Raw genomic sequence first — 18,784 nt, forward strand, 5'->3', positions numbered from 1 at the left:
ATTTGGAGGTAATGATGGAGCGCGTTGCCCCACCGCCCTCCCGCCGGGACGTGCTGCGCGGCGGGTATGCCCTGGCGCTCACGGCGGTGGCGGGAACGGCGCTGGCCGGGTGCGCGAGCGGCGCCGGCGACGGTGTCGGCGCCGACGGGCGGGTCACGATCGAGCTCTGGCACGGCCAGACCGACACCGCCAAAGAGGCCATGGCGCGACTGGTGGCCGACTTCGAGCGCGCCCACCCCGACATCCGGGTGGACATGGGCGGGGGAGTGCTGGCCGACGCGATGCTGCAGAAGATCACCGCGGCTCTCGCGTCCGGCTCCTACCCCGACATCGCCTATATCTTCGGCTCGGACCTGGCGAACGTCGCACGTAGCCCGCAGGTGGTGGACCTGACCAGCATGGTCGAGTCCGGTCCCACGCCGTGGAACGACTTCTGGGCGCCGGCGCGGGCCGCCGTCACGATCAACGGCCAGGTACGCGCGGCTCCCGCGCTGCTCGACTCGCTGGCCGTGGTCTGCAACAAGAAGGTGTTCCGCGACGCCGGGGTGCCGCTGCCCCAGCCGGGCTGGAAATGGCCGGAGTTCATCGAGACGGCCAAGCGGCTGACCGACGCGAGCCGCGGCCGGTTCGGCACGGGCTGGCCGGGCGCGGCCGACGAGGACACGGTCTGGCGGCTGTGGCCGCTGATCTGGGACCTGGGCGGCGACGTGATCGGCAAGGACGGGCGCGGCATCGGGTTCGCCGACGCGGGCGTGCGGGCTTTGCAGGTGGTGGAGTCGCTCGCCAAGGACAAGAGCGTCTACATCGACCCCAAGCCCGGCAGCGAGCAGATGTACCAGGTGTTCCTGTCCGGCCTGATGGGGATGTCGGTCACCGGCCCATGGCAGCTGCCCGACATCCAGACCGCCAAGATCGACTATCAGGTGGTGCCCCTGCCCACCTTCAGCGGGCGGCCGATCACGATCTCGGGCCCCGACACCTGGACCATGTTCGACAACGGTGAAGCGCGCGTGAAGGCCAGCCGTACCTTCCTGACCTGGCTGATGCAACCCGCGCAGGACGTGCGCTGGGACGTGGAGGCGGGCAGCCTGCCGCTGAGCCGCCCCACCCAGCAACTGCCCGCCTGGCGCAAGCAGGAGGCGGAGACCGAGGGCCTGCCGGTGTTCGTCAAGACGTTGGAGACGGCCCGGGTACGCCCCACGCACCCCGCCTACCCGCAGATCTCCCAGGCGCTCGGGCAGGCCGTCATCGCCGTGCTGCTCGGCAAGAGCACCCCCGCCGAAGCGCTGCGCACCTGTGCCGAAGAGGCCAACGCCGCCCTGCTCATCCCGCGTTGAGGAGCCTCGCATGTCGTCTCTGCCCACCCCCATCACCATCTCCGGCCACGAGCTGCGGCAACGGTCCCGGCGCCAGGCCCGCCGCCAGGAGTCGGCGACCGCCTGGACGTTCATCACCCCGGCCGTCCTGATCATCCTCGGGCTCAGCATCGTGCCCACGGTCTGGTCGTTCCTGCTGTCCTTCCAGGCCGACGACCTGGTCACGCCCAGCCGCTGGGTGGGGCTGGACAACTACTACGCGCTGACCAAGGACCCGCACTTCGGCCAGGCCGTACGCAACACGCTGCTCTACACGGCCCTGTACGTACCGCTCAGCATCGTGCTGGGACTGGCGCTCGCCCTCGCCCTGAACCGGCGGATCAGGTTCGTCGGCCTCTACCGCACCCTCTTCGTCGTGCCGTTCGTCATCTCGGCCACGGCACAGGGGACGCTGTTCTCGTTCATCCTGGACCCGCAGTTCGGGGCGGCCAACTCGGTGCTGCACTGGCTCGGTGTCTCTCCCCAGGGGTTCTTCACCGACCCCGCCCAGGCCCTGCCCGTCCTGGTGGCCGTCAGCTTGTGGAGCGGCCTCGGGTTCTGCGTGGTGGTGTACCTCGCGGCCCTCCAGGACGTACCGCAGCCGCTGATCGAGGCGGCGCGGCTGGACGGCGCCGGGCGGTGGCACCTGCTGCGCCACGTCACCCTGCCCACGCTCACGCCGGTCAGCGTGTTCCTGGTGCTCTGGCAGACCATCAACGCCCTGCAGGTCTTCGACCTGGTGTACGTGACGACCAAGGGCGGCCCGCTCGGCGCCACCACGGTGATCGTCTACTTCATCTGGGAGCAGGCGTTCAAGAACTTCACGGCCGGTTACGGAGCCGCCGCCGCATACGTCCTCGCCGTGGCCCTGTTCGTGATCGCCGCCGGGTTGCGCGTGATCCGCGGCCGCGAGCGCCAGCGCCTCGAAGGAGCCACCCGATGACGGCGACCGCCACCACCCAACGCCGGGCCGCGCACGCGGGCGTGAGCCGTCCGGGCCGCGCGTGGCGGCTGCCCTTCAGCCCCTGGCACCTGCTGCTGGCGCCGCTCGCGCTGATCTTCGCGATCCCGCTGATCTGGCTGCTGATCAGCTCCGTGATGACCAACGCGGAGATCAACCGCTTCCCGCCCGCGCTGTGGCCGTCAGGGATCAACCTGGGCGGTTACAAGTACGTGCTCAACAACGCGCTGTTCCCGCGCTGGTTCCTCAACTCGCTGATCGTCTCCGGTGTCGCGGTCGCCTCCAACCTGGTGTTCGGCGCGCTCGGCGGCTACGCCTTCGCCCGCATGCGGTTCTTCGGCTCCCGCGTCCTGCTGGTGCTGATGCTGGCCACGATGGCCATTCCGTTCCAGCTGACGATGATCCCGACGTTCCTGGTCATGAAGAGCTTCGGGCTCATCGACACGCTGGGCGCGCTGATCGTGCCGTCGCTGGTCACGCCGTTCGCGGTGTTCCTGCTGCGGCAGTTCTTCCTCTCCCTACCCAGGGAGCTGGAGGAGGCCGCCTGGATGGACGGCTGCTCGCGGCTGCGGGTGCTGTTCCGCATCGTGCTGCCGCTGTCGCGGCCCGCGCTGAGCACCGTGGCGATCCTGACGTTCCTGTCCACCTGGAACGATCTGACCTGGCCGCTGATCGCCATCAACCACGACACCCAGTACACCCTGCAACTGGGCCTGGCCACCTTCCAGGGCAAGCACCACACGCAGTGGGCGGCGGTCATGGCCGGGAACGTCATCACGGTCCTGCCGGTGCTGCTCGCCTTCGTCGGCGCCCAGAAGTCCTTCATCCGGTCCATCACCTCCAGCGGCCTCAAGGGCTGAAACCCATCTCCAGCTACAGGAAGTCCATGTTCGACCTGCTTGTCATCGGTGACGCCAACCCCGACGTCATCCTCGGCCCCCTGGACGCCCCGCTCGCCTTCGAGCAGCGCGAGCAACTGGTCGGCGCCGGCGCGCTCACCCTCGGCGGCTCCGCGGCGATCATGGCCTGCGGCGCCGCGCGCCTGGGCCTGCGCGTCGCGTTCGCCGGGCGCGTCGGCGACGACGACGCCGGCCGCTACGTCCGCGACGCCCTGAACGCTCGCGGGGTCGACACCGAGGCGCTGCGCGTGGATCCGGCGCGGTCCACCCCGCTCACCGTCGTGCTCACCCGCGACGGCGGCGACCGCGCGATCCTGACCGCGCCCGGCACCCTGGCCGCCACCGGCGGCGACGACGTGCCCGAGTCGCTGCTGGCCGCCACCCGGCACGTGCACGCCGCCTCCTACTTCCTCATGCCGGGCCTGGCGAAGGCGCTGCCCGGCCTGTTGCGCACCGCGCGGGCCCACGGCGCCACGACCTCGCTCGACACCAACGACGACCCGGCCGGGCTGTGGGATCCGCCGGGGCTGGCCGCCGTACTCGCCGAGACCGACATCCTGCTCCCCAACGCGCACGAGGCCCGCAACCTCGCGCGCTCCCAGGACGCGTCGTTGGAGGCGACCGCCGCCGCGCTGGCCGCGCGAGGGCCGCTGGTGGTGGTCAAGAACGGCGCGGACGGCGCCCTCTGCCACGACCGACGCACGCTCATCACCACCCGCGGCATCACCGTCACCCCCGTGGACGCGGTCGGCGCGGGCGACAGCTTCGACGCCGGCTTCATCGCCGCGACCCTGGCCGGACTGCCCCCCGCCCGCGCCCTGGACCTCGCCGCCGTCTGCGGCGCCCTGTCCACCCGTGCCCAAGGCGGCACCCCGGCCCAGCCCACCTGGGATGAGGCCGTCGCACACGTCCCCAGCAAGGATCAGCAGCCGACATGAACACCCCGAAGATCGCATTCATCGGCGCCGGGAGCGTCGTCTTCACCCAGGGCCTCCTGGCGGACCTGTTCGCGTTCGCCGAGCTGAAGGAGGCCCGCATCGCCCTGCACGACATCGATGCCGAGCGCCTGAGCACCGCCACGGCCGCCGCCCGGCACATCGCCGCCGAGCGCGGGGCGAGCCCGCGGATCACCGCGCACGCCGACCGGCGCGAAGCGCTCACCGGCGCCGACTTCGTCATCAACATCGTCCAGGTCGGCATGGGCGAGGCCACCCGCACCGACTTCGAGATCCCCGCCCGGTACGGCGTGCGCCAGACCATCGGCGACACCCTCGGCGTCGGCGGCATCTTCCGCGCGTTGCGCACGTTCCCCCTGCTGAAGGCGCTGGGCGAGGACATCGCCGCCGTCTGCCCCGAGGCGTGGCTGCTCAACTACACCAACCCGATGGCGATGAACGTCCAATACCTGGCCGAGGCCACCGGGCTCACCCGCGTGGTGGGGCTGTGCCACTCGGTCTACTGGACGATGCGCGACCTGTCCGACCTGGTGGGCGTGCCGTTCGAGGAGGTCACCTACCGGGCCGCGGGCGTCAACCACCAGGCGTGGGTGCTGCGGTTCGAGCACGACGGCGTCGACCTGTACCCCCGGCTCGACGCCCTGATCGCCGCGGACGAGCAGCTGCGCCGCCGCGTCCGCGTCGACATGTACCGGCGGCTGGGCTACTACCCGACCGAGACCAGCGAGCACTCCTCCGAGTACGTGCCCTGGTACCTGGGCCACGACAGCGAGATCGAGCGACTGCGCCTGCCCATCGGCGCCTACCTGGACATCGTCGACGAGAACGTGGCCATCTACGAGCGGACCCGCGACGCCCTGGCCGCCGGAGAGCCGCTGCCGGTCGACGGGACCATGGAGTACGCCCCGCAGATCATCCACAGCATCACCACGGGCACGCCCAGGACCATCTACGGGAACGTGCCCAACCACGGCCTGATCAGCAACCTCCCCGCCCGGGGGACCGTCGAGGTGCCCTGCCTGGTCGACGCGATGGGCGTGCAGCCCACCCGCGTCGGCGAGCTGCCCCCGCAGCTGGCCGCGCTCAACCGCACCTACCTCAGCATGAACGACCTGGTCGTACGGGCCGCGCTGGAGGACGATCCACGCCACATCCGCCACGCCGCCATGACGGACCCGGCGACCGCCGCGGCCCTGCCCGTGGAGCGGATCTGGGAGCTGTGCGACGACATGGTGCGGGCCCACGCCGACCGCCTGCAGCCCGCCCTGCGCGCCACCCTCGGCTGAACCTGCCGCCTTTTCATGACCGTCGGCCCCCCGAGCTCAGGACAGTAGAAGTCAAGATCCTCACGCGTCTTGAGCTCGGGCCCCCGGTGATCGATCATCAACGGCAGTGCTGCTCCCTCGATCGGGAAGGATCTTCATGATTCGCCGCGTACTGCTGGCCGTACTCCTCGCCCTCGCCACCCTCACGACCTTCACCAGCGCTCCCGCGTACGCCCGAGCCTGCGCGCTCGGCTACCACTGCGTCACCACGTACTACTCGGACTCCAGCTGGACCACGGTGGTGGGCGCCATGTACGAGGACTGTGAAGGCGCCGAGTCCAGATGGGGCTCCCGCTCGATCTACAAGGACTTCGTCGAGACCCCCTGCTGAACCAGGCACCCTGGCCGGGTGGCTTCAGAAGGTGAAGCCGCCCGGCCGTCCGTTGCGGTCGGCGAGCAGGCCGGCCAGCGTCGCGACGGCGATCTCCGGTGGCGTGCGCGAGCCGATGTTGAGCCCGATCGGCCGGTGCACGCGGGCGATGTCCTCCTCCGGCGCGCCCAGCTCGGCCAGCGCCTGGAGATAGGGCGCCGGATGGCGCGGGCTGCCCATCACCCCTATCCACCGGCACTTGTGCGCGAGCAGCTCGTGCAGCACAGCGGCGAGTTCGGGACGGTGGTGGTCGGTGAGCACGATGTCCGCGGTGCCGTCCAGGTCCGCCGGGGGCGTGGTGACGACCTCGAACCCCTCCGGAGCGGCGGCCCGGCCGGGGTCGGGCTCGAAGAGGATCCCGCGGAATCCCAGGTCGGCGCCGTAGCGCAGCAGGTAGTCGGCGACCGGTGAGGCGAACACGGCGACGAGGGTGCGGCCTTCGGCACCGGCCGTCGCCTCGCCATGGGCGACGTCACAGAGCGCGTCCGCGTCATGCGCGTGGGCGTCATGCGAATGGGCCATGCCAGCAGTCTCGCACGCGATCGGATCGGCGTCGCCCGAGGCCGGTCCGCTACGCGCAGGCGGATAAATCGGAGCCGTCCAAGATCGATCCGCTACGTATAATCGGGTGAAGCCGAGTCCACTACCGCGGACTCATCAACCGTTTTCCAAAGCTGGGGGCATGACCATGGCAAGCATTCTCCCGACGGTACGAGGTCTCGCCGGGGTCGCCCTCGTCGCGAGCGGTGTCGCGCTCGTCCCGGCGCCCGCCTCCGCCGCCGCCCAGCACCGCGCTCCCGCCGCCGCCCAGCACCGCCTCGCCGACACGTACCCGAACTACGCCGAGCTCGCCGCGAACGAGACCGAGGGCACCGACTACCGGCGCGTCAAGCGCTTCCCTCAGGGCGCGAAGGTGGCGCACATCGCCATCCACGGGGGGAGCATCGAGGCCGGCACGTCCCAGCTCGCGGATTACAGCGCCCAAGCGAGCCAGGCCGCCTTCTACGCGTTCGAGGGCATCAAGTCCACGGGCAACGGCACCCTGCACATCACCGCCAGCCGGTTCGACGAGCCGCGGGCGCTCACGCTGCTGTCCCAGGTCGACCGTACCGTCTCCTGGCACGGCTACTCCGACAGCACCGAGGCGAGCACGTACGTCGGCGGCCGGGACACGGCGCTGGTCGAGCGGGTCACCGCCGGGCTGCGCGCCGCCGGGTTCACGGTGGCGCGGGAAATCCCGGACGGTCTCGACGGGTCGAGCCCGGACAACATCGCCAACAAGAACCGCCGCGGCAAGGGTCTTCAGCTGGAGATCAGCAGCGCCCAGCGGAAGCGGTTCTTCGCCGACGGCGATCTCACCCGAAGCTCGATCGAGAATCCGGCCAACCGCACCAAGGCGTTCTACGCCTACACCGCGGTGATCAACAAGGCCCTGAACGGCTGATCGGAACGGCGGATTCGGCCGTCCGCCGGGATCGGGGCGGGCCGGTCCGTCGGCACTCGTCACGCCGGGGGAGCGGCGCCATCAGGTGACGGGGACGATCTCCGTCGACACCAGGCGCCCCTCCTCGATCACGAGCAGCCCGATCGTCCCGTGCGGCTGGCGGCGACGGTCGGTCGGGGAGCCCGGGTTGAAGATCCGCAGCCCGTCCTCGTGATGGTCGAGCGGGATGTGCGAGTGCCCGAACACCACCAGCTCGGCGTCCGGGAAACGCCGCCGCATGCGCTCCCACCGCCCCTTGGCCGAACCGCTGTCGTGGATCATCGCCACCCGGAGCCCGGCGAGCTCGAGCTCCAGCGTCTCGGGCGCGTCCACATCAGGTCCGTCGTTGTTGCCCTTCACCGCGTGAACCGGCGCGTACGCCGCCAGCTCGGCCAGCACCGCACCCGTGCAGACATCGCCCGCGTGCAGGATGACGTCGGCCCCCCGCAGTTGCGCGGCCACCCGGTCCGGGCACGACTTCCAATGCCGAGGGGCATGGGTGTCGGACAGGACCGCCACTCTCATACCCGCGCCTCCCAGCGCACCTCGCCGTCCTGCCACCGGTCGGTGGGGCGCAGTCCGACGGAGGCGGCGACGGCGGCCGAGGCGGCGTGGTCGGGGTGGATGTGCGCGACGATCGTGTCGATCTCCTGGCCCGCGATCCAGCCGACCAGCGCCTTGGTGGCCTCGCCGGCCAGGCCCCGGCCCTGCCAGGGGGTGCCGACCACCCAGGCGAGCTCGGCCGTGCGGCGGTCGATCGTGGCCTGCACGTAGCCCACCAGAGCGTCGTCCTCGCGCAGCTGGATCACCCAGTTGCGCCAGCCGGCCGGCCCGGCGACCAGCCGCTCGTAGCGGCTGCGCAACTCCTGCGCGGTCGCGGGCGCGCCGCCGATGAAGGCGTGCAGGGCGGGATCGGCGAGCACGACGGCCATCTCGTCCGCGTGCTCGGCCCGCAGGGGCAGTAGGACCAGCCGTGGGGCTTCGATCATGTCCATACGCTCACGATATCCGGGCTGTTCGAGGGCCGATCCCCAGGCTTATGATGCGCTCGACACGCTCCGGGGCGGGGGGTAGTGGATGGCCGATGAGGTGACGCGGCTGACCGTGCATGTGGTCGACGGCGGCGCGGACGCGCAGGAGCTGGAGCGGTTGACGGCCGGGCTGCGCGGCGAATTACTCGAACTCGACATACTGGACGTCGCGCCCGAGACCGGAGAGCCGCCGCCGGGCGCCAGGGCGATCCTGTCATTTGCCGTGGGCGGCCTGGTCATCTCACTGGCGGGCATGGACCTGCTCGCGGCGGTCGTGAACGCGGTGACGGCCTGGCTGCAGCGCGATCAGAACCGCTCGGTCAAGCTCGGCGTCGACGGCGACCTGCTCGAACTGACCGGGGTGCCGTCCCGCGAGCAGCGGCGGCTCACCGACGAGTGGCTGCGCCGGCGCACCGGCCGCGGCGGTGAGCGCCCGCTGAGCGGCACGCGGATGGCGCTGATCGTGGCGAGCGACGAGTACGCCGATCCCGGGCTGCGGCGGCTGCGCGCCCCGTCGCTGGACGCCCAGGCATTGGCCCGCGTGCTGGGAGACCGGCGGATCGGCGGGTTCGATGTCCGTACGATGCTCAACGCGACCACGCAGGACATCAACGAGGCGGTGGAGGAGTTCTTCGCCGACCGCGAACCCGACGATCTGCTCCTGCTGCACTTCTCGGGTCACGGCGTCAAGGACGAATCCGGCGAACTGTACTTCGCCACGCCCACCACCAAGCTCAACCGGCTCGCGGCGACCGCGGTGCCGGCCGAGTTCGTCAACCGGCGGATGAGTCGCAGCCGGTCGCGCCGCATCGTCCTGCTGCTCGACTGCTGCTACGCGGGCGCCTTCGCGCGCGGGGCGCTGCCGCGCGCCGGACTGGGCGTCGACGTCGAGGAGCAGTTCGGCGGGCGCGGTCGCGTGGTGATCACCGCGTCCAACGCCATGGAGTACGCCTTCGACGGCACCGAACTGGCGGACACCCAGGAGCTGTCGCCCTCCGTCTTCACCAGTGCCCTGGTGGAAGGGCTGGAGAGCGGCGAGGCCGACCGGGACTCGGATGGCTATGTCGCCATCGACGAGCTGTACGACCACGTCTACGACAGCGTTCGGCGCGCCACACCCAGCCAGACACCGGGCAAGTGGACGTTCGACGTGCAGGGCGACATGTACATCGCCAGGAGAGCGCGGCCCGTCAGCCGGCCGGTGTCACTGCCGGAAGAACTCCAGCACGCGATCGACCACCCGATCGCCAAGATCAGGGCCGGTGCGGTCGGGGAGCTGGAACGGCTGCGCCACAGCAGGCACGAAGGGTTGGCCCTGGCGGCACGGCTGGCTCTGGAGGCGCTGGCCGACGACGACAGTCGACTCGTGTCTGGGGCCGCCACCAAGGCCCTGGGCGCGGCGGCCACGACTCCCGGGGTCGCGAAACGGGCCAATGGGCCGGCCGAACCTGTCGGGGCAGCCCACAAGACACCGAAGCCCGCGACACCCACACCACTCACGCCCGCGCCTGCGCCACCGACTCCTGCGCCACTCACGCCCGCGTCACCGCCACTGACACCGACGCCCACGCCACCGACGCCTGCGCCACCGACGCCTGCGACACTCACGCCACCGACGCCTGCGCCACCGACGCCTGCGACACTCACGCCTGCGACCAGCACAGTCGTCCCCGCCGCGCCCGCGTCACCGGCGGCCAGGTCGTCGCGGTGGCCCGTTCTCGTGCGGGTGTTGGCGCTGTTGGCGGCCCTGTTGCTGGTCAGCACGCCGATGAGCGCGCTCGCCACGCCGATCGCCTCGATCTGGCTGGCGCTTCTGGTGACCGCCGCCGTCCTGGTCGGCCTGCTGCCGCCCGGCCGCCTTGAGCGCGATGTGGCCGCCGGCGCCACGTTCGGGCTCGCCGCCGTCTACCTCGGCGAGCTGTCCGTCTTCTCCTGGGCACGGGGACCACAGCTCGTGACCGGATGGCTGGCCTCCGCCGCGGGCGTCCTGGTGCTCGCGGCCGTGCTGTTCGAGACGACATCCGCCGCCCCCCGCCGGTGGAGATTCCTCGACCGGGTCGCGGCGGTCCTGGCTCTGGCCGCGATCACCGCTCATCTCGCCGACCCCGAAGACATCACGCGTGGTCCCGGGGAGACCGCGATATGGATCGCCACGGTCGCCCTCGCCGGCGGCTTCGTCGTGCTGGCCGTCCTCCACCTCGTCCGTCACGCGCGCCAGGGCCTGCCGTGGGTCCCGCTGGCGCTCGGGCTGGCCGCGACCTTGCTGGTGACGTATGACCTGGTCGAGGTGTATCACCAGACCACCGGCAGGAATCAGATGGCCGCCGCCTACCAGCCCGCTCTGCTCGTGATGCTGCTGATCGCCGCGTTGTCGGCGCGTCCACGACCGTACCTCCTGGCCGCCGCGCGGCTCTCGGTGATCGTCGGGCTGCTGTACGGGGTCGGTTATTACTACAACTCCTTCCCCAATTTCTCCCGGTGGGGGCCGGAAACTCTGGGGATGGCTCCGACTCAGCCGGCGCGACTGCTGGTCCTGTCTCTCGCGGCGGTCTGCGTCGCGGTCGGTGCCTATATGAGCCGTCCGAGCGCCACAACGGAACGCGAACCGGCGTCTGACCCGAGGAGATGAAAGGATCGGAGCTTGGCGCCGGCCGCCGCCGATGGCCGGGCGCGGAAAGGTATGGGAAGAAATGGCTCCGAGGGTCGCGACCGCCAACCGTGTCGAACTGCCCGAACTCCTTGATTTCCTCCGTCCCAGGCATCACGGCCTGCTGTCGACCACCCGTGCCGACGGTCGGCCCCAGCTCTCGCCGGTGTCCTGCGGGGTGGACGAAGGCGGCCGGATCGTGGTGTCCACCTATCCTGATCGGGCCAAGACGCGCAACGCCCGCCGTGACGAGCGGGCGTCGATCTGCGTGCTGTCCGACGACTGGGACGGCCCGTACGTCCAGGTCGACGGGCGGGCCGAGGTGCTGGACATGCCCGAGGCGCTCGACGCGCTGGTGGACTACTACAGGTGCATCTCCGGCGAGCACCCCGATTGGGATGACTATCGGGCCGCCATGGAGCGGCAGGGCAAGTCCCTCATTCGCCTCCATATCGAGCGCTGGAGCCCGATCGCGACCGGCGGATTCCCGGCCCGTCTGGCGCTCTGACCGGATCAGCGCTGACCGGATCAGCGCTGACCGGATCAGCTCGGGCGGGATCAGCTCGGGCGGGATCAGCTCTGACGGGATCAGTTGAGAGGCCGCAGCGCGACGACCGCGCGCGGCGCCAGTGTCACCGTGCCGTCGGCCGTGGACCCGGTCAGCAGGTCCTCGGCCGGATAGGGGATCGGCACGCGCCGCGTCTCGTCGCCGTGGTTGAGCACGAACAGCACAGGTCCCCGGCGTACCGCCTCGACGCCGGGCGGCAGCTCGGGCAGGGCCCCGGTCACGTCCGCGTCGGCCAGCACCCGCGCGGTCAGCTCGGCCAGCCCGTCGGCCTCGGGCACGGTCGCCACGTACCAGGCGACGCCCGCGCCGCTCTCGTGCCGTAGCATCGCCGGGCGGCCGGCCAGGTCGCCGTCGGCGAACGTGGCCACCGGCTCGGCGCCCTCGGCGGCCATCAGCTCGGTCCAGATCCGCGCGGTGAAGCCGGTGCCATCAGCCCAGTGGCAGCGCACCGGCCGGTCCTCCGGCGCGGGCAGCCACTCCTCGCCGGACGCGCCCAGCACCTCGCGCAGCGGCGCGGGGAAGCGGCCGGTACGGACGTGCCCCCGCGGGTCCGCCACCCCCGAGAAGGGGCCGACCAGCAGCACACCGCCGCGGTGCACGTACTCGGTCAGGGACGCGGCGTCCCCGTCGCTGATCAGGTAGAGGTTCGGCACCACGGTTAGCGCGTACCCGGTGAGGTCCGCGGACGGCGGCACCAGGTCAACGGTCACGCCGCGCTCCCACAGCGGCCGGTAGAAGCGCAGGAGTTGGTCGGGCAGGGTGAGCCGGTCACTGGGCCGGCCGCGTTCCTCCAGCGCCCACCAGCTGGCCCAGTCGTGCACCATCGCCACCTTGGCGGGCACCGGTGCGCCCGCCACCGAGGCCAGCCCGCGCAGCTCGTTGCCGTGGGCGCGGACCTCGGCGTGCAGCCGGGTCTCCGGCCCCGCGTGCGGCACCATCGCGGCGTGGAAGCGCTCGGCCCCGAACCGGGAGGCCCGCCACTGGAAGTAGCACAGCCCGTCGGCGCCGCGGGCGAGCGCCTGCAACGACTCCAGTCGTAGCTGTCCTGCCGGTTTGGGGAGGTTGTGCGGGCGCCAGTTCACTCCGTTCGTGGCCTGCTCCATCAGCAGCCACGGACGCCCGCCGCCGAGTGAGCGGGTCAGGTCGTGGGTGAGCGCCGAGCGGGCGGGGGAGAGCGGGTCGGCGGGGTCGGGGTACCAGTCGTTGGAGACGATGTCCTCTTCTGGCGCCCACGCCCAGTAGTCGACGGGCTTGAACAGACCCATGAAGTTCGTGGTGATGGGCACGTCCGGGGTGCGCTCGCGCAGGATGTCGCGCTCGGCGCGGTAGTGCGCGAGCAGCGCGTCCGAGCAGAACCGCCAGAAGTCCAGCTGCTGTGTGGGGTTGATCATGTACGGGGCGCGGCGCGGGGTGATGATCTCGGCCCACTCGCCATAATGCTGGCTCCAGAAGCTGGTGCCCCACGCTTCGTTCAGGGCGTCCAGGTCGCCGTAGCGCTCCCGCAGCCAGGCACGGAACGCCGCCGCCGTGTCACCGCAGTGGCAGACCTGGCCGTACTCGTTGCCCACGTGCCACAGCGCCAGCGCCGGGTGCCCGGCGTAGCGGTCGGCGAGGTCGGTGACGATGGCCAGCGCCTTCTCCCGGTACGCCGGGGACGACGGGCAGAACTGGTTGCGCGAGCCGTACCAGAGCCGGTGGCCCGACTCGTCCACGGGCAGGGTGCGCGGCCAGCGGTGGCCCAGCCACGGCGGTGGCGAGGCGGTCGGGGTGGCCAGGTCGACCGCGATCCCGGCCGAGCCGAGCAGGTCGAGCACCCGGTCCAGCCAGCCGAAGTCGCGCGCGCCCGGCTGCGGCTCGATCCGCGCCCAGCTGAACACGCCGACGGTGACCAGGTTGACCCCGGCCGCCCTCATCAGCTCGACGTCCTCGATCCAGACCTCTTCCGGCCACTGCTCGGGGTTGTAGTCGCCGCCGAAGAGCAGTCCGCGTCCGGCGGTGAGGGTGTGCGTGCCCAGTCGCGGCGAGGCCGTCAGATGCCTGCTCCGTCGCGCCGGGCCCGAGCCTAACGAAGTCATTCCACTCCGGCCTGGGCGGCTCGGCGCAGCGGCGGGCCGAGACGAGTTGGTGAAAACGTTTCGCAAAAAATCTATGGCCCGGTTTGCGGATATGTCAACGTCTTTAGGTGATGCGTCCTAAATGTCCAGTCAGGTGGCGTGCGAGCCGCCTGACCTGGCCCTTGTCCTTCCGCGCGCTTGGTGGCATCCTGGCCGCCTGAAGGTGACACGTGTAGACCTCGGTCTAGAAGGAGCTAGGGGATGAAGTTCTTCAGGGTGGTTATCGCCACGACAGCCCTGGCCGGCGCCCTGGCCGCCTGCGGCTCAGGTGGGTCGGGCGGGTCGGGCGGCGCGAGCCAGGCCGCCGACGCCTCGGGCCCGATCCAGTTCGTCGGCCCCGAGGACCCCAAGACCTTCGCCCCGGTCATCGCCGGGTTCGAGGCCAAGAACCCGGGGACCAAGGTCAACTACACCCAGGTCCCCTTCGACCAGCTCAACAGCGTGCTCCAGCAGCGCCTCGCGGCCAAGGACGACTCGATCGACGTCTACACGGTCGACCAGCCGCGCGTCGCCGCGCTCGCCACCCGCGGCTTCCTCGCCGATCTGACGGACCTGACGGACAAGGCCAAGAGCGCCGCCCTCCCCGGGCAGTACGAGGTCAACGTCTTCAGGGACAAGCTGTGGGCGCTGCCCATCTGGACCTCTGACCAGTTCCTCTTCTACAACACCGAGCTGCTGGAGAAGGCGGGCGTCCAACCGCCGCCGAGCGACCCGGCCAAGCGGTGGACGTGGGAGCAGACGGTCGAGGCCGGCAAGAAGGCGCAGGAGAAGGCCGGCGCCCAGTGGGCGGTCATCCCCGAGCAGATCGAGCAGTTCTACCAGCTGCAGAGCCTCGCCGAGTCGCTGGGCGGCGGATCCGGGATCACCGGCCCCGAGATGCTGACGCCCGCCATCACGACCGACGGCTGGCTCAAGGCGATGACCTGGTACCACGGCCTGTTCGCGAACAAGCTGGCCCCGCGCGGCGTCGGCTCCTTCCAGACCTCGCCGCTGTTCAGCGAGGGCAAGGTGGCCTTCTTCGCCGGCGGCCCCTGGGACGTGGGCACGTTCGCCGCGGCCAAGGGACTGAAGTGGGGCGTGGCGCCGTACCCCTACTTCCAGGGCGGCAAGCCGGTGACCCCGACCGGCTCGTGGTCGTGGGGCGTCAACCCGGCCTCCAAGAGGCAGGCGGCGGCGAAGAAGTTCATCGAATACGCCGCGCTCGACCCCGAAGGCAACCTCCAGACCACGCAGAACACCACGATCATCCCGTCCAACAAGGCGGCGTTCGACAAGTACGTACCCCTGCTCGACGCCAAGGCGAAGGGCGTCGGCGAGATCATGAAGTACGACGCCCAGAACACGGCGGTGGCGCGGCCCAGGTCGGTCGGCTACATCCAGTTCGAGGACATCATGACCAAGGCGTTCGCCGACATCCGCAACGGCGCCGACCCCAAGGCCCGGCTCGACCAGGCGACCCAGGAGATCACCACCGCCTGGAAGCAGCTTCGATGAAGGTCGCGCTGGCCTTTCTGGCGCCCGCGCTGGTGGCGCTGCTGGCGCTCCGGCTGATCCCCGCGGGCATCGCCATCGGCAGCAGTCTGCGGCACACCAGCCTGGTCACCGGTGAGACGTCGTTCGTCGGCCTCGGCAACTACGCGACGCTGTTCGACGACCCGACGTTCCTGCAGAGCGTCAAGGTCACGCTGGTGTTCAGCCTGATCGTGAATCCGCTGCAGATCGCGGTCGCCCTGGCGCTGGCGGTCCTCTACACGCGGAAGTTCGCCGGGGTGCGCTTCCTGCGCTCCCTGGTGATCCTGCCGATCGCGGTGCCGCCGGCGGTGTCGGCGGCCATCTGGAGCGTGGCCTACCGGCCCGACGGGATGCTCAACGCCGTGCTGCACGTGCTGGGGATCCCGCAGCAGCCGTTCCTGACCTCGCCGCAGCAGGCGCTGTGGTGCCTGATCGTGCTGCTGTCGTGGATCGGGGTCGGCTACTGGATGATGTTCCTCATCGCCGGCATGCAGGACATCCCGCGCGCGCTCTACGAGGCGGCGGCCATCGACGGCGCCTCGTCCTGGGCCAGATTCTGGCACGTGACGCTGCCGCTGCTGCGCAGGCCGCTGGCGTTCGTCCTGGTGGCCGACACGGTCTCCAACTTCCTGGTCTTCGCCCCGGTCCAGATGCTGACCAACGGCGGCCCGCAGGGCTCCACGAACGTCACCATGTTCGACATCTTCACCCGCGCCTACAGCGTCGGCGACCTCAACCTGGCCCAGGCCGAGGTCATGCTGCTGGTGCTGGTCGTGCTCGCGGTCGTCATCGTCCAGTTCCGCCTGCTGCGCGCCAAGGACTGAGCATGCTCAGAAAGACACTCGCCGGCGTCGTCGTCGGCCTCGCTTTCGCGCTGCCCCTGCTGTGGGCGCTCAGCAGTTCGCTGCGCGGCACGGGCAACCTCGGCAACTCGCTGATCCCCGCAGACCCGACGCTCGCCAACTATCTGGCGCTGCTGACGGGCGGCTTCGGCCGGGCCATCGCCAACTCGCTGCTCGTCGCGCTGGCCACGGTCCTGATCGGCCTGGCCATCTCCGCGGCGGCGGCGTTCGGCCTGTCGGCCATCAGGTTCCGGGGCCAGGGCGTGCTCTTCGGCGTCGTCGTGCTGAGTTTCCTCATCCCGTTCGACGCGATCGCGATCCCGCTGGCCACGCTGTTTCGCGACTGGAACCTGCAGAACACCTACGCGGGCCTCATCCTGCCCGGACTCGGTCACGGCCTGGCGATCTTCCTGCTGCGTCAGTTCTTCCTGGCCGTCCCGGCCGAGCTGGTGGAGGCGGCGCGGATCGACGGGCTGGGGTGGTTCGGGGTGTTCGCTCGGCTGTATCTGCCGTTGTCGCGTCCCGCCCTGGTCAGTGCGGGTCTGACGCTGTTCATCTTCCAGTGGCAGGCGTACGTCTGGCCGCTGCTCATCGGCACCGACGCCGAGCACCAGCTGGGGCCGATCGCGCTGGCCAACATGCGCGGGCAGTTCACCATCGACTATGGGCAGCTGTTCGCCGGCTCGGTCGTGCTGACCGTGATCCCGCTGGTCATCATCCTGCGCTTCCAGCGCCAGTTCACCCAGTCCATCGCGACGACCGGGCTCAAGTAGAGAAAGGCCATCATGGCTGACCGTCAGATCGTTCTCGACACCGACCTCGGCTCCGACGTGGACGACGCGCTCGCGCTGGCCGTCCTGCTCGGGTCGCCGGAGGTGGACCTGCTCGGCTGTGTCACCGTCTACGGTGACACGGCGCTGCGGGCGCGCCTGGCGCAGCGGCTGCTACGGCTGGCCGGCCGTACCCTCACCGTGGTGCCCGGCGCGGAGAAGACGCTCACCGACCGCGAGGTCTGGTGGGCGGGCCACGAGGGCAAGCTCTTCCCCGACCTCGACACCGAGCGGATCTCCCATGAGCCGGACGCCACCGCCTACCTCACCGAGCTGGTACGCCAGGCGCCGGGCCAGATCGACGTCGTCGCGATCGGCCCGCTGACCAACGTCGCGAACGCCATCCAGGCCGACCCGGAGTTCGCGGCGAACGTCGGGCACCTGTGGATCATGGGCGGGCGCTTCGACTCCCCGGAGCCGGAGCACAACTTCAAGTGCGACCCCGAGGCCGCGAAGATCGTGTTCGACTCCGGCGCCCCGATCACCGTGACCGGGCTGGAGATCACCACGACCGTGCGGCTGGACGCCGGCGACGTGGCCAGGATCGCTGAGGCGGGCGAGTTCGGGCAGGCGCTGAAGGCGGAGATCGAGCAGTGGTGGCGGTTCTGGAACGAGGAGTGGAACAGCCCGCACGACCCGATCACGGTGCTGACCCTGCTGGCGCCCGATCTGTTCGGGTTCACGCCGGAGGGCCACGTGGCGATCGGTCCCGATGGGGGGAGCGTGTTCACGGAAGGCGCGGGCCGTACGAGGATCACGGTGGCGGCGCACGCGGACGAGGTCGCCGCGCAGATCGTCGCCAGGACCGTGGCGGCGCCCCGCCCGCGCCTGTTTCGCACGAGCTAGGCCCGGCCTTCCACCTAAGGCGTCCGCCGGTCCTGGCAGCCGCACGAGCCGCGGACCACGAGCTCGGCGGGGTAGATCTTCGTCACCGGCTGGTGGGCGCCCTGCTCGACCCCGGCGATCAGCGTCTCCGTGGCGAAGCGGGCCATCTCGTCGATCGGCTGTCTGATCGTCGTCAGGCCCGGCACGGTGAACGCCGACTCGCGCGCCCCGTCGAACCCGACGATCGCCAGGTCACCGGGCACCCGCAGGCCCAGGTCGGCGGCGGCGCGCATGGCGCCGATCGCCTGATGGTCAGTGGTGGCGAACACCGCGGTCGGCCGCTCGGCCAGCAGCTCGACGGCGGCCGAATAGCCGCCCTCCATGCTGAGCGGGCCCAGCGCGACCAGTGAGCTGTCGAGCCCGGCCTCGGCCAGCCCCCTGCGCCACCCCGCCAGCCGCAGCTCGACGGCCGCGATGTCCAGCGGCCCCCCGATGAACGCGAGCCGGGTGTGGCCGTGCCCCGCCAGGTGCGCGGCCGCGAGCCGGCCGCCCTCCTCATCGTCCACGGCCAGCCTGGAGAAGTAGGGGGGCGCCTCGTGGTCGATCGTCACGACCGGGATGCCGCCCTCCATCTCCTTGACCTGCTGTGGCGACGGGCGCACCCGCATCAGCACCAGGCCGTCGACCTGCCGCTCCAGGAACGAGCGCACGTAGCCCTCGGCGCGTGCGGGATCCTCGGCCGAGTTGCCGAGCAGGACGGAGTAGCCGCGCTCCCAGGCCACGTCCTCGCACGATCGGGTGAACTCGCCGAAGAACGGGCTCTTGCCGCCCGCGCTGTCGGAGGCGATGACGCCGATCGTCCAGGTCCGCCGCGCGCGCAGGGACCTGGCCACGGCGTTGGGACGGTAGCCCAGCTCCTCGACGGCCGCCAGCACCCGGCTCCGGGTCGCCGCGGACACCGGCTTGGGGCCGTTGTTCATCACATAGCTGACCACGGCGGGCGAGGTCCCGGCCAGGCGCGCCACGTCGTTACGGGTTACCACGATCACACCACTTTACCGCCCGG

At 70.8% G+C, this 18,784-nt stretch carries 18 protein-coding genes; 13 read left to right on the forward strand and 5 right to left on the reverse strand.

Going from position 1 to position 18,784, the window contains the following annotated elements:
* Positions 1-11 precede the first annotated feature (11 nt).
* The 6 genes from ACIBO2_RS53180 (at position 12) to ACIBO2_RS53205 (ending at position 5,827) form a co-directional block, all read left to right on the forward strand.
* Positions 12-1,337, forward strand: coding sequence for an extracellular solute-binding protein (locus tag ACIBO2_RS53180; protein WP_397304869.1), 1,326 nt, complete (start codon positions 12-14; stop codon positions 1,335-1,337).
* Positions 1,338-1,347: 10 nt separating this feature from the next.
* The gene (locus ACIBO2_RS53185) at positions 1,348-2,298 is read left to right on the forward strand and encodes a carbohydrate ABC transporter permease (protein ID WP_397304870.1); all 951 of its coding nucleotides are present in this window, start codon (positions 1,348-1,350) and stop codon (positions 2,296-2,298) included.
* Complete coding sequence (locus ACIBO2_RS53190; protein ID WP_358535896.1) at positions 2,295-3,176, forward strand: carbohydrate ABC transporter permease; 882 nt, start codon at positions 2,295-2,297, stop codon at positions 3,174-3,176. The genes ACIBO2_RS53185 and ACIBO2_RS53190 overlap by 4 nt, the downstream gene beginning before the upstream one ends.
* A gap of 26 nt (positions 3,177-3,202) precedes the next feature.
* On the forward strand, positions 3,203-4,153 hold the full coding sequence (locus tag ACIBO2_RS53195; RefSeq protein ID WP_358535898.1) for a carbohydrate kinase family protein: 951 nt from the start codon (positions 3,203-3,205) through the stop codon (positions 4,151-4,153).
* Positions 4,150-5,457: an alpha-glucosidase/alpha-galactosidase gene (locus tag ACIBO2_RS53200; protein ID WP_358535900.1), complete on the forward strand. Its 1,308-nt coding sequence runs from the start codon at positions 4,150-4,152 to the stop codon at positions 5,455-5,457. The genes ACIBO2_RS53195 and ACIBO2_RS53200 overlap by 4 nt, the downstream gene beginning before the upstream one ends.
* 136 nt (positions 5,458-5,593) lie before the next feature.
* Positions 5,594-5,827, forward strand: a complete 234-nt coding sequence (locus tag ACIBO2_RS53205) for a DUF6289 family protein (protein ID WP_358535902.1) — start codon at positions 5,594-5,596, stop codon at positions 5,825-5,827.
* Between the two features lie 24 nt (positions 5,828-5,851).
* Here the strand turns inward: ACIBO2_RS53205 and ACIBO2_RS53210 are convergent, their stop codons facing one another.
* Positions 5,852-6,388 (reverse strand): XdhC family protein, encoded by a 537-nt coding sequence (locus ACIBO2_RS53210; protein ID WP_397304873.1) that lies wholly within the window; start codon positions 6,386-6,388, stop codon positions 5,852-5,854.
* Between the two features lie 166 nt (positions 6,389-6,554).
* Between ACIBO2_RS53210 and ACIBO2_RS53215 the strand changes: the two genes are divergently transcribed.
* Positions 6,555-7,310 (forward strand): poly-gamma-glutamate hydrolase family protein, encoded by a 756-nt coding sequence (locus ACIBO2_RS53215; RefSeq protein WP_358535906.1) that lies wholly within the window; start codon positions 6,555-6,557, stop codon positions 7,308-7,310.
* A gap of 81 nt (positions 7,311-7,391) precedes the next feature.
* On the opposite strand, the gene ACIBO2_RS53220 is transcribed toward ACIBO2_RS53215, so the two are convergent.
* Positions 7,392-7,874: a metallophosphoesterase family protein gene (locus ACIBO2_RS53220; RefSeq protein ID WP_358535908.1), complete on the reverse strand. Its 483-nt coding sequence runs from the start codon at positions 7,872-7,874 to the stop codon at positions 7,392-7,394.
* Positions 7,871-8,344, reverse strand: coding sequence for a GNAT family N-acetyltransferase (locus ACIBO2_RS53225; RefSeq protein WP_358535910.1), 474 nt, complete (start codon positions 8,342-8,344; stop codon positions 7,871-7,873). Before ACIBO2_RS53225 ends, ACIBO2_RS53220 begins: the two co-directional genes overlap by 4 nt.
* Positions 8,345-8,426: 82 nt before the next feature.
* Here ACIBO2_RS53225 and ACIBO2_RS53230 point away from each other — a divergent pair, with 82 nt between their 5' ends.
* Together ACIBO2_RS53230 and ACIBO2_RS53235 are read left to right on the forward strand one after the other, a co-directional pair.
* Entirely contained in the window at positions 8,427-11,009 is a 2,583-nt protein-coding gene (locus ACIBO2_RS53230; RefSeq protein ID WP_397304874.1) for a caspase domain-containing protein, read from the forward strand.
* Positions 11,010-11,070: 61 nt separating this feature from the next.
* On the forward strand, positions 11,071-11,535 hold the full coding sequence (locus tag ACIBO2_RS53235; RefSeq protein ID WP_358535914.1) for a PPOX class F420-dependent oxidoreductase: 465 nt from the start codon (positions 11,071-11,073) through the stop codon (positions 11,533-11,535).
* 80 nt (positions 11,536-11,615) lie between these two features.
* Here ACIBO2_RS53235 and ACIBO2_RS53240 read toward each other — a convergent pair whose 3' ends face one another.
* Positions 11,616-13,670, reverse strand: a complete 2,055-nt coding sequence (locus ACIBO2_RS53240; RefSeq protein WP_358535916.1) for a beta-galactosidase — start codon at positions 13,668-13,670, stop codon at positions 11,616-11,618.
* Positions 13,671-13,910: 240 nt separating this feature from the next.
* Here ACIBO2_RS53240 and ACIBO2_RS53245 point away from each other — a divergent pair, with 240 nt between their 5' ends.
* Genes ACIBO2_RS53245 through ACIBO2_RS53260 form a run of 4 tightly spaced genes read left to right on the forward strand, consistent with a single transcriptional unit; the run spans position 13,911 to position 17,739 of the window.
* Positions 13,911-15,203: a sugar ABC transporter substrate-binding protein gene (locus tag ACIBO2_RS53245; RefSeq protein WP_358535918.1), complete on the forward strand. Its 1,293-nt coding sequence runs from the start codon at positions 13,911-13,913 to the stop codon at positions 15,201-15,203.
* Positions 15,200-16,045 carry a carbohydrate ABC transporter permease gene (locus ACIBO2_RS53250; protein WP_397304876.1) on the forward strand — a complete coding sequence of 282 codons (846 nt, stop codon included), beginning with the start codon at positions 15,200-15,202 and terminating at the stop codon, positions 16,043-16,045. The genes ACIBO2_RS53245 and ACIBO2_RS53250 overlap by 4 nt, the downstream gene beginning before the upstream one ends.
* Before the next feature lie 2 nt (positions 16,046-16,047).
* On the forward strand, positions 16,048-16,836 hold the full coding sequence (locus tag ACIBO2_RS53255; protein WP_358535922.1) for a carbohydrate ABC transporter permease: 789 nt from the start codon (positions 16,048-16,050) through the stop codon (positions 16,834-16,836).
* 12 nt (positions 16,837-16,848) lie between these two features.
* The gene (locus ACIBO2_RS53260; RefSeq protein WP_358535924.1) at positions 16,849-17,739 is read left to right on the forward strand and encodes a nucleoside hydrolase; all 891 of its coding nucleotides are present in this window, start codon (positions 16,849-16,851) and stop codon (positions 17,737-17,739) included.
* Between the two features lie 14 nt (positions 17,740-17,753).
* Here the strand turns inward: ACIBO2_RS53260 and ACIBO2_RS53265 are convergent, their stop codons facing one another.
* Positions 17,754-18,761 carry a LacI family DNA-binding transcriptional regulator gene (locus ACIBO2_RS53265; protein WP_358535926.1) on the reverse strand — a complete coding sequence of 336 codons (1,008 nt, stop codon included), beginning with the start codon at positions 18,759-18,761 and terminating at the stop codon, positions 17,754-17,756.
* Positions 18,762-18,784 lie beyond the last annotated feature (23 nt).

This window comes from Nonomuraea sp. NPDC050022, assembly GCF_044460705.1.
Lineage (GTDB): Bacteria > Actinomycetota > Actinomycetes > Streptosporangiales > Streptosporangiaceae > Nonomuraea.

Bases quoted from the DNA above. Each gene is read 5' to 3' on its own strand.
- ACIBO2_RS53180 (WP_397304869.1), top strand. From the start codon at position 12: ATGATGGAGCGCGTTGCCCCACCGCCCTCCCGCCGGGACGTGCTGCGC.
- ACIBO2_RS53185 (WP_397304870.1), top strand. From the start codon at position 1,348: ATGTCGTCTCTGCCCACCCCCATCACCATCTCCGGCCACGAGCTGCGG.
- ACIBO2_RS53190 (WP_358535896.1), top strand. From the start codon at position 2,295: ATGACGGCGACCGCCACCACCCAACGCCGGGCCGCGCACGCGGGCGTG.
- ACIBO2_RS53195 (WP_358535898.1), top strand. From the start codon at position 3,203: ATGTTCGACCTGCTTGTCATCGGTGACGCCAACCCCGACGTCATCCTC.
- ACIBO2_RS53200 (WP_358535900.1), top strand. From the start codon at position 4,150: ATGAACACCCCGAAGATCGCATTCATCGGCGCCGGGAGCGTCGTCTTC.
- ACIBO2_RS53205 (WP_358535902.1), top strand. From the start codon at position 5,594: ATGATTCGCCGCGTACTGCTGGCCGTACTCCTCGCCCTCGCCACCCTC.
- ACIBO2_RS53210 (WP_397304873.1), bottom strand. From the start codon at position 6,388: ATGGCCCATTCGCATGACGCCCACGCGCATGACGCGGACGCGCTCTGT.
- ACIBO2_RS53215 (WP_358535906.1), top strand. From the start codon at position 6,555: ATGGCAAGCATTCTCCCGACGGTACGAGGTCTCGCCGGGGTCGCCCTC.
- ACIBO2_RS53220 (WP_358535908.1), bottom strand. From the start codon at position 7,874: ATGAGAGTGGCGGTCCTGTCCGACACCCATGCCCCTCGGCATTGGAAG.
- ACIBO2_RS53225 (WP_358535910.1), bottom strand. From the start codon at position 8,344: ATGGACATGATCGAAGCCCCACGGCTGGTCCTACTGCCCCTGCGGGCC.
- ACIBO2_RS53230 (WP_397304874.1), top strand. From the start codon at position 8,427: ATGGCCGATGAGGTGACGCGGCTGACCGTGCATGTGGTCGACGGCGGC.
- ACIBO2_RS53235 (WP_358535914.1), top strand. From the start codon at position 11,071: ATGGCTCCGAGGGTCGCGACCGCCAACCGTGTCGAACTGCCCGAACTC.
- ACIBO2_RS53240 (WP_358535916.1), bottom strand. From the start codon at position 13,670: ATGACTTCGTTAGGCTCGGGCCCGGCGCGACGGAGCAGGCATCTGACG.
- ACIBO2_RS53245 (WP_358535918.1), top strand. From the start codon at position 13,911: ATGAAGTTCTTCAGGGTGGTTATCGCCACGACAGCCCTGGCCGGCGCC.
- ACIBO2_RS53250 (WP_397304876.1), top strand. From the start codon at position 15,200: ATGAAGGTCGCGCTGGCCTTTCTGGCGCCCGCGCTGGTGGCGCTGCTG.
- ACIBO2_RS53255 (WP_358535922.1), top strand. From the start codon at position 16,048: ATGCTCAGAAAGACACTCGCCGGCGTCGTCGTCGGCCTCGCTTTCGCG.
- ACIBO2_RS53260 (WP_358535924.1), top strand. From the start codon at position 16,849: ATGGCTGACCGTCAGATCGTTCTCGACACCGACCTCGGCTCCGACGTG.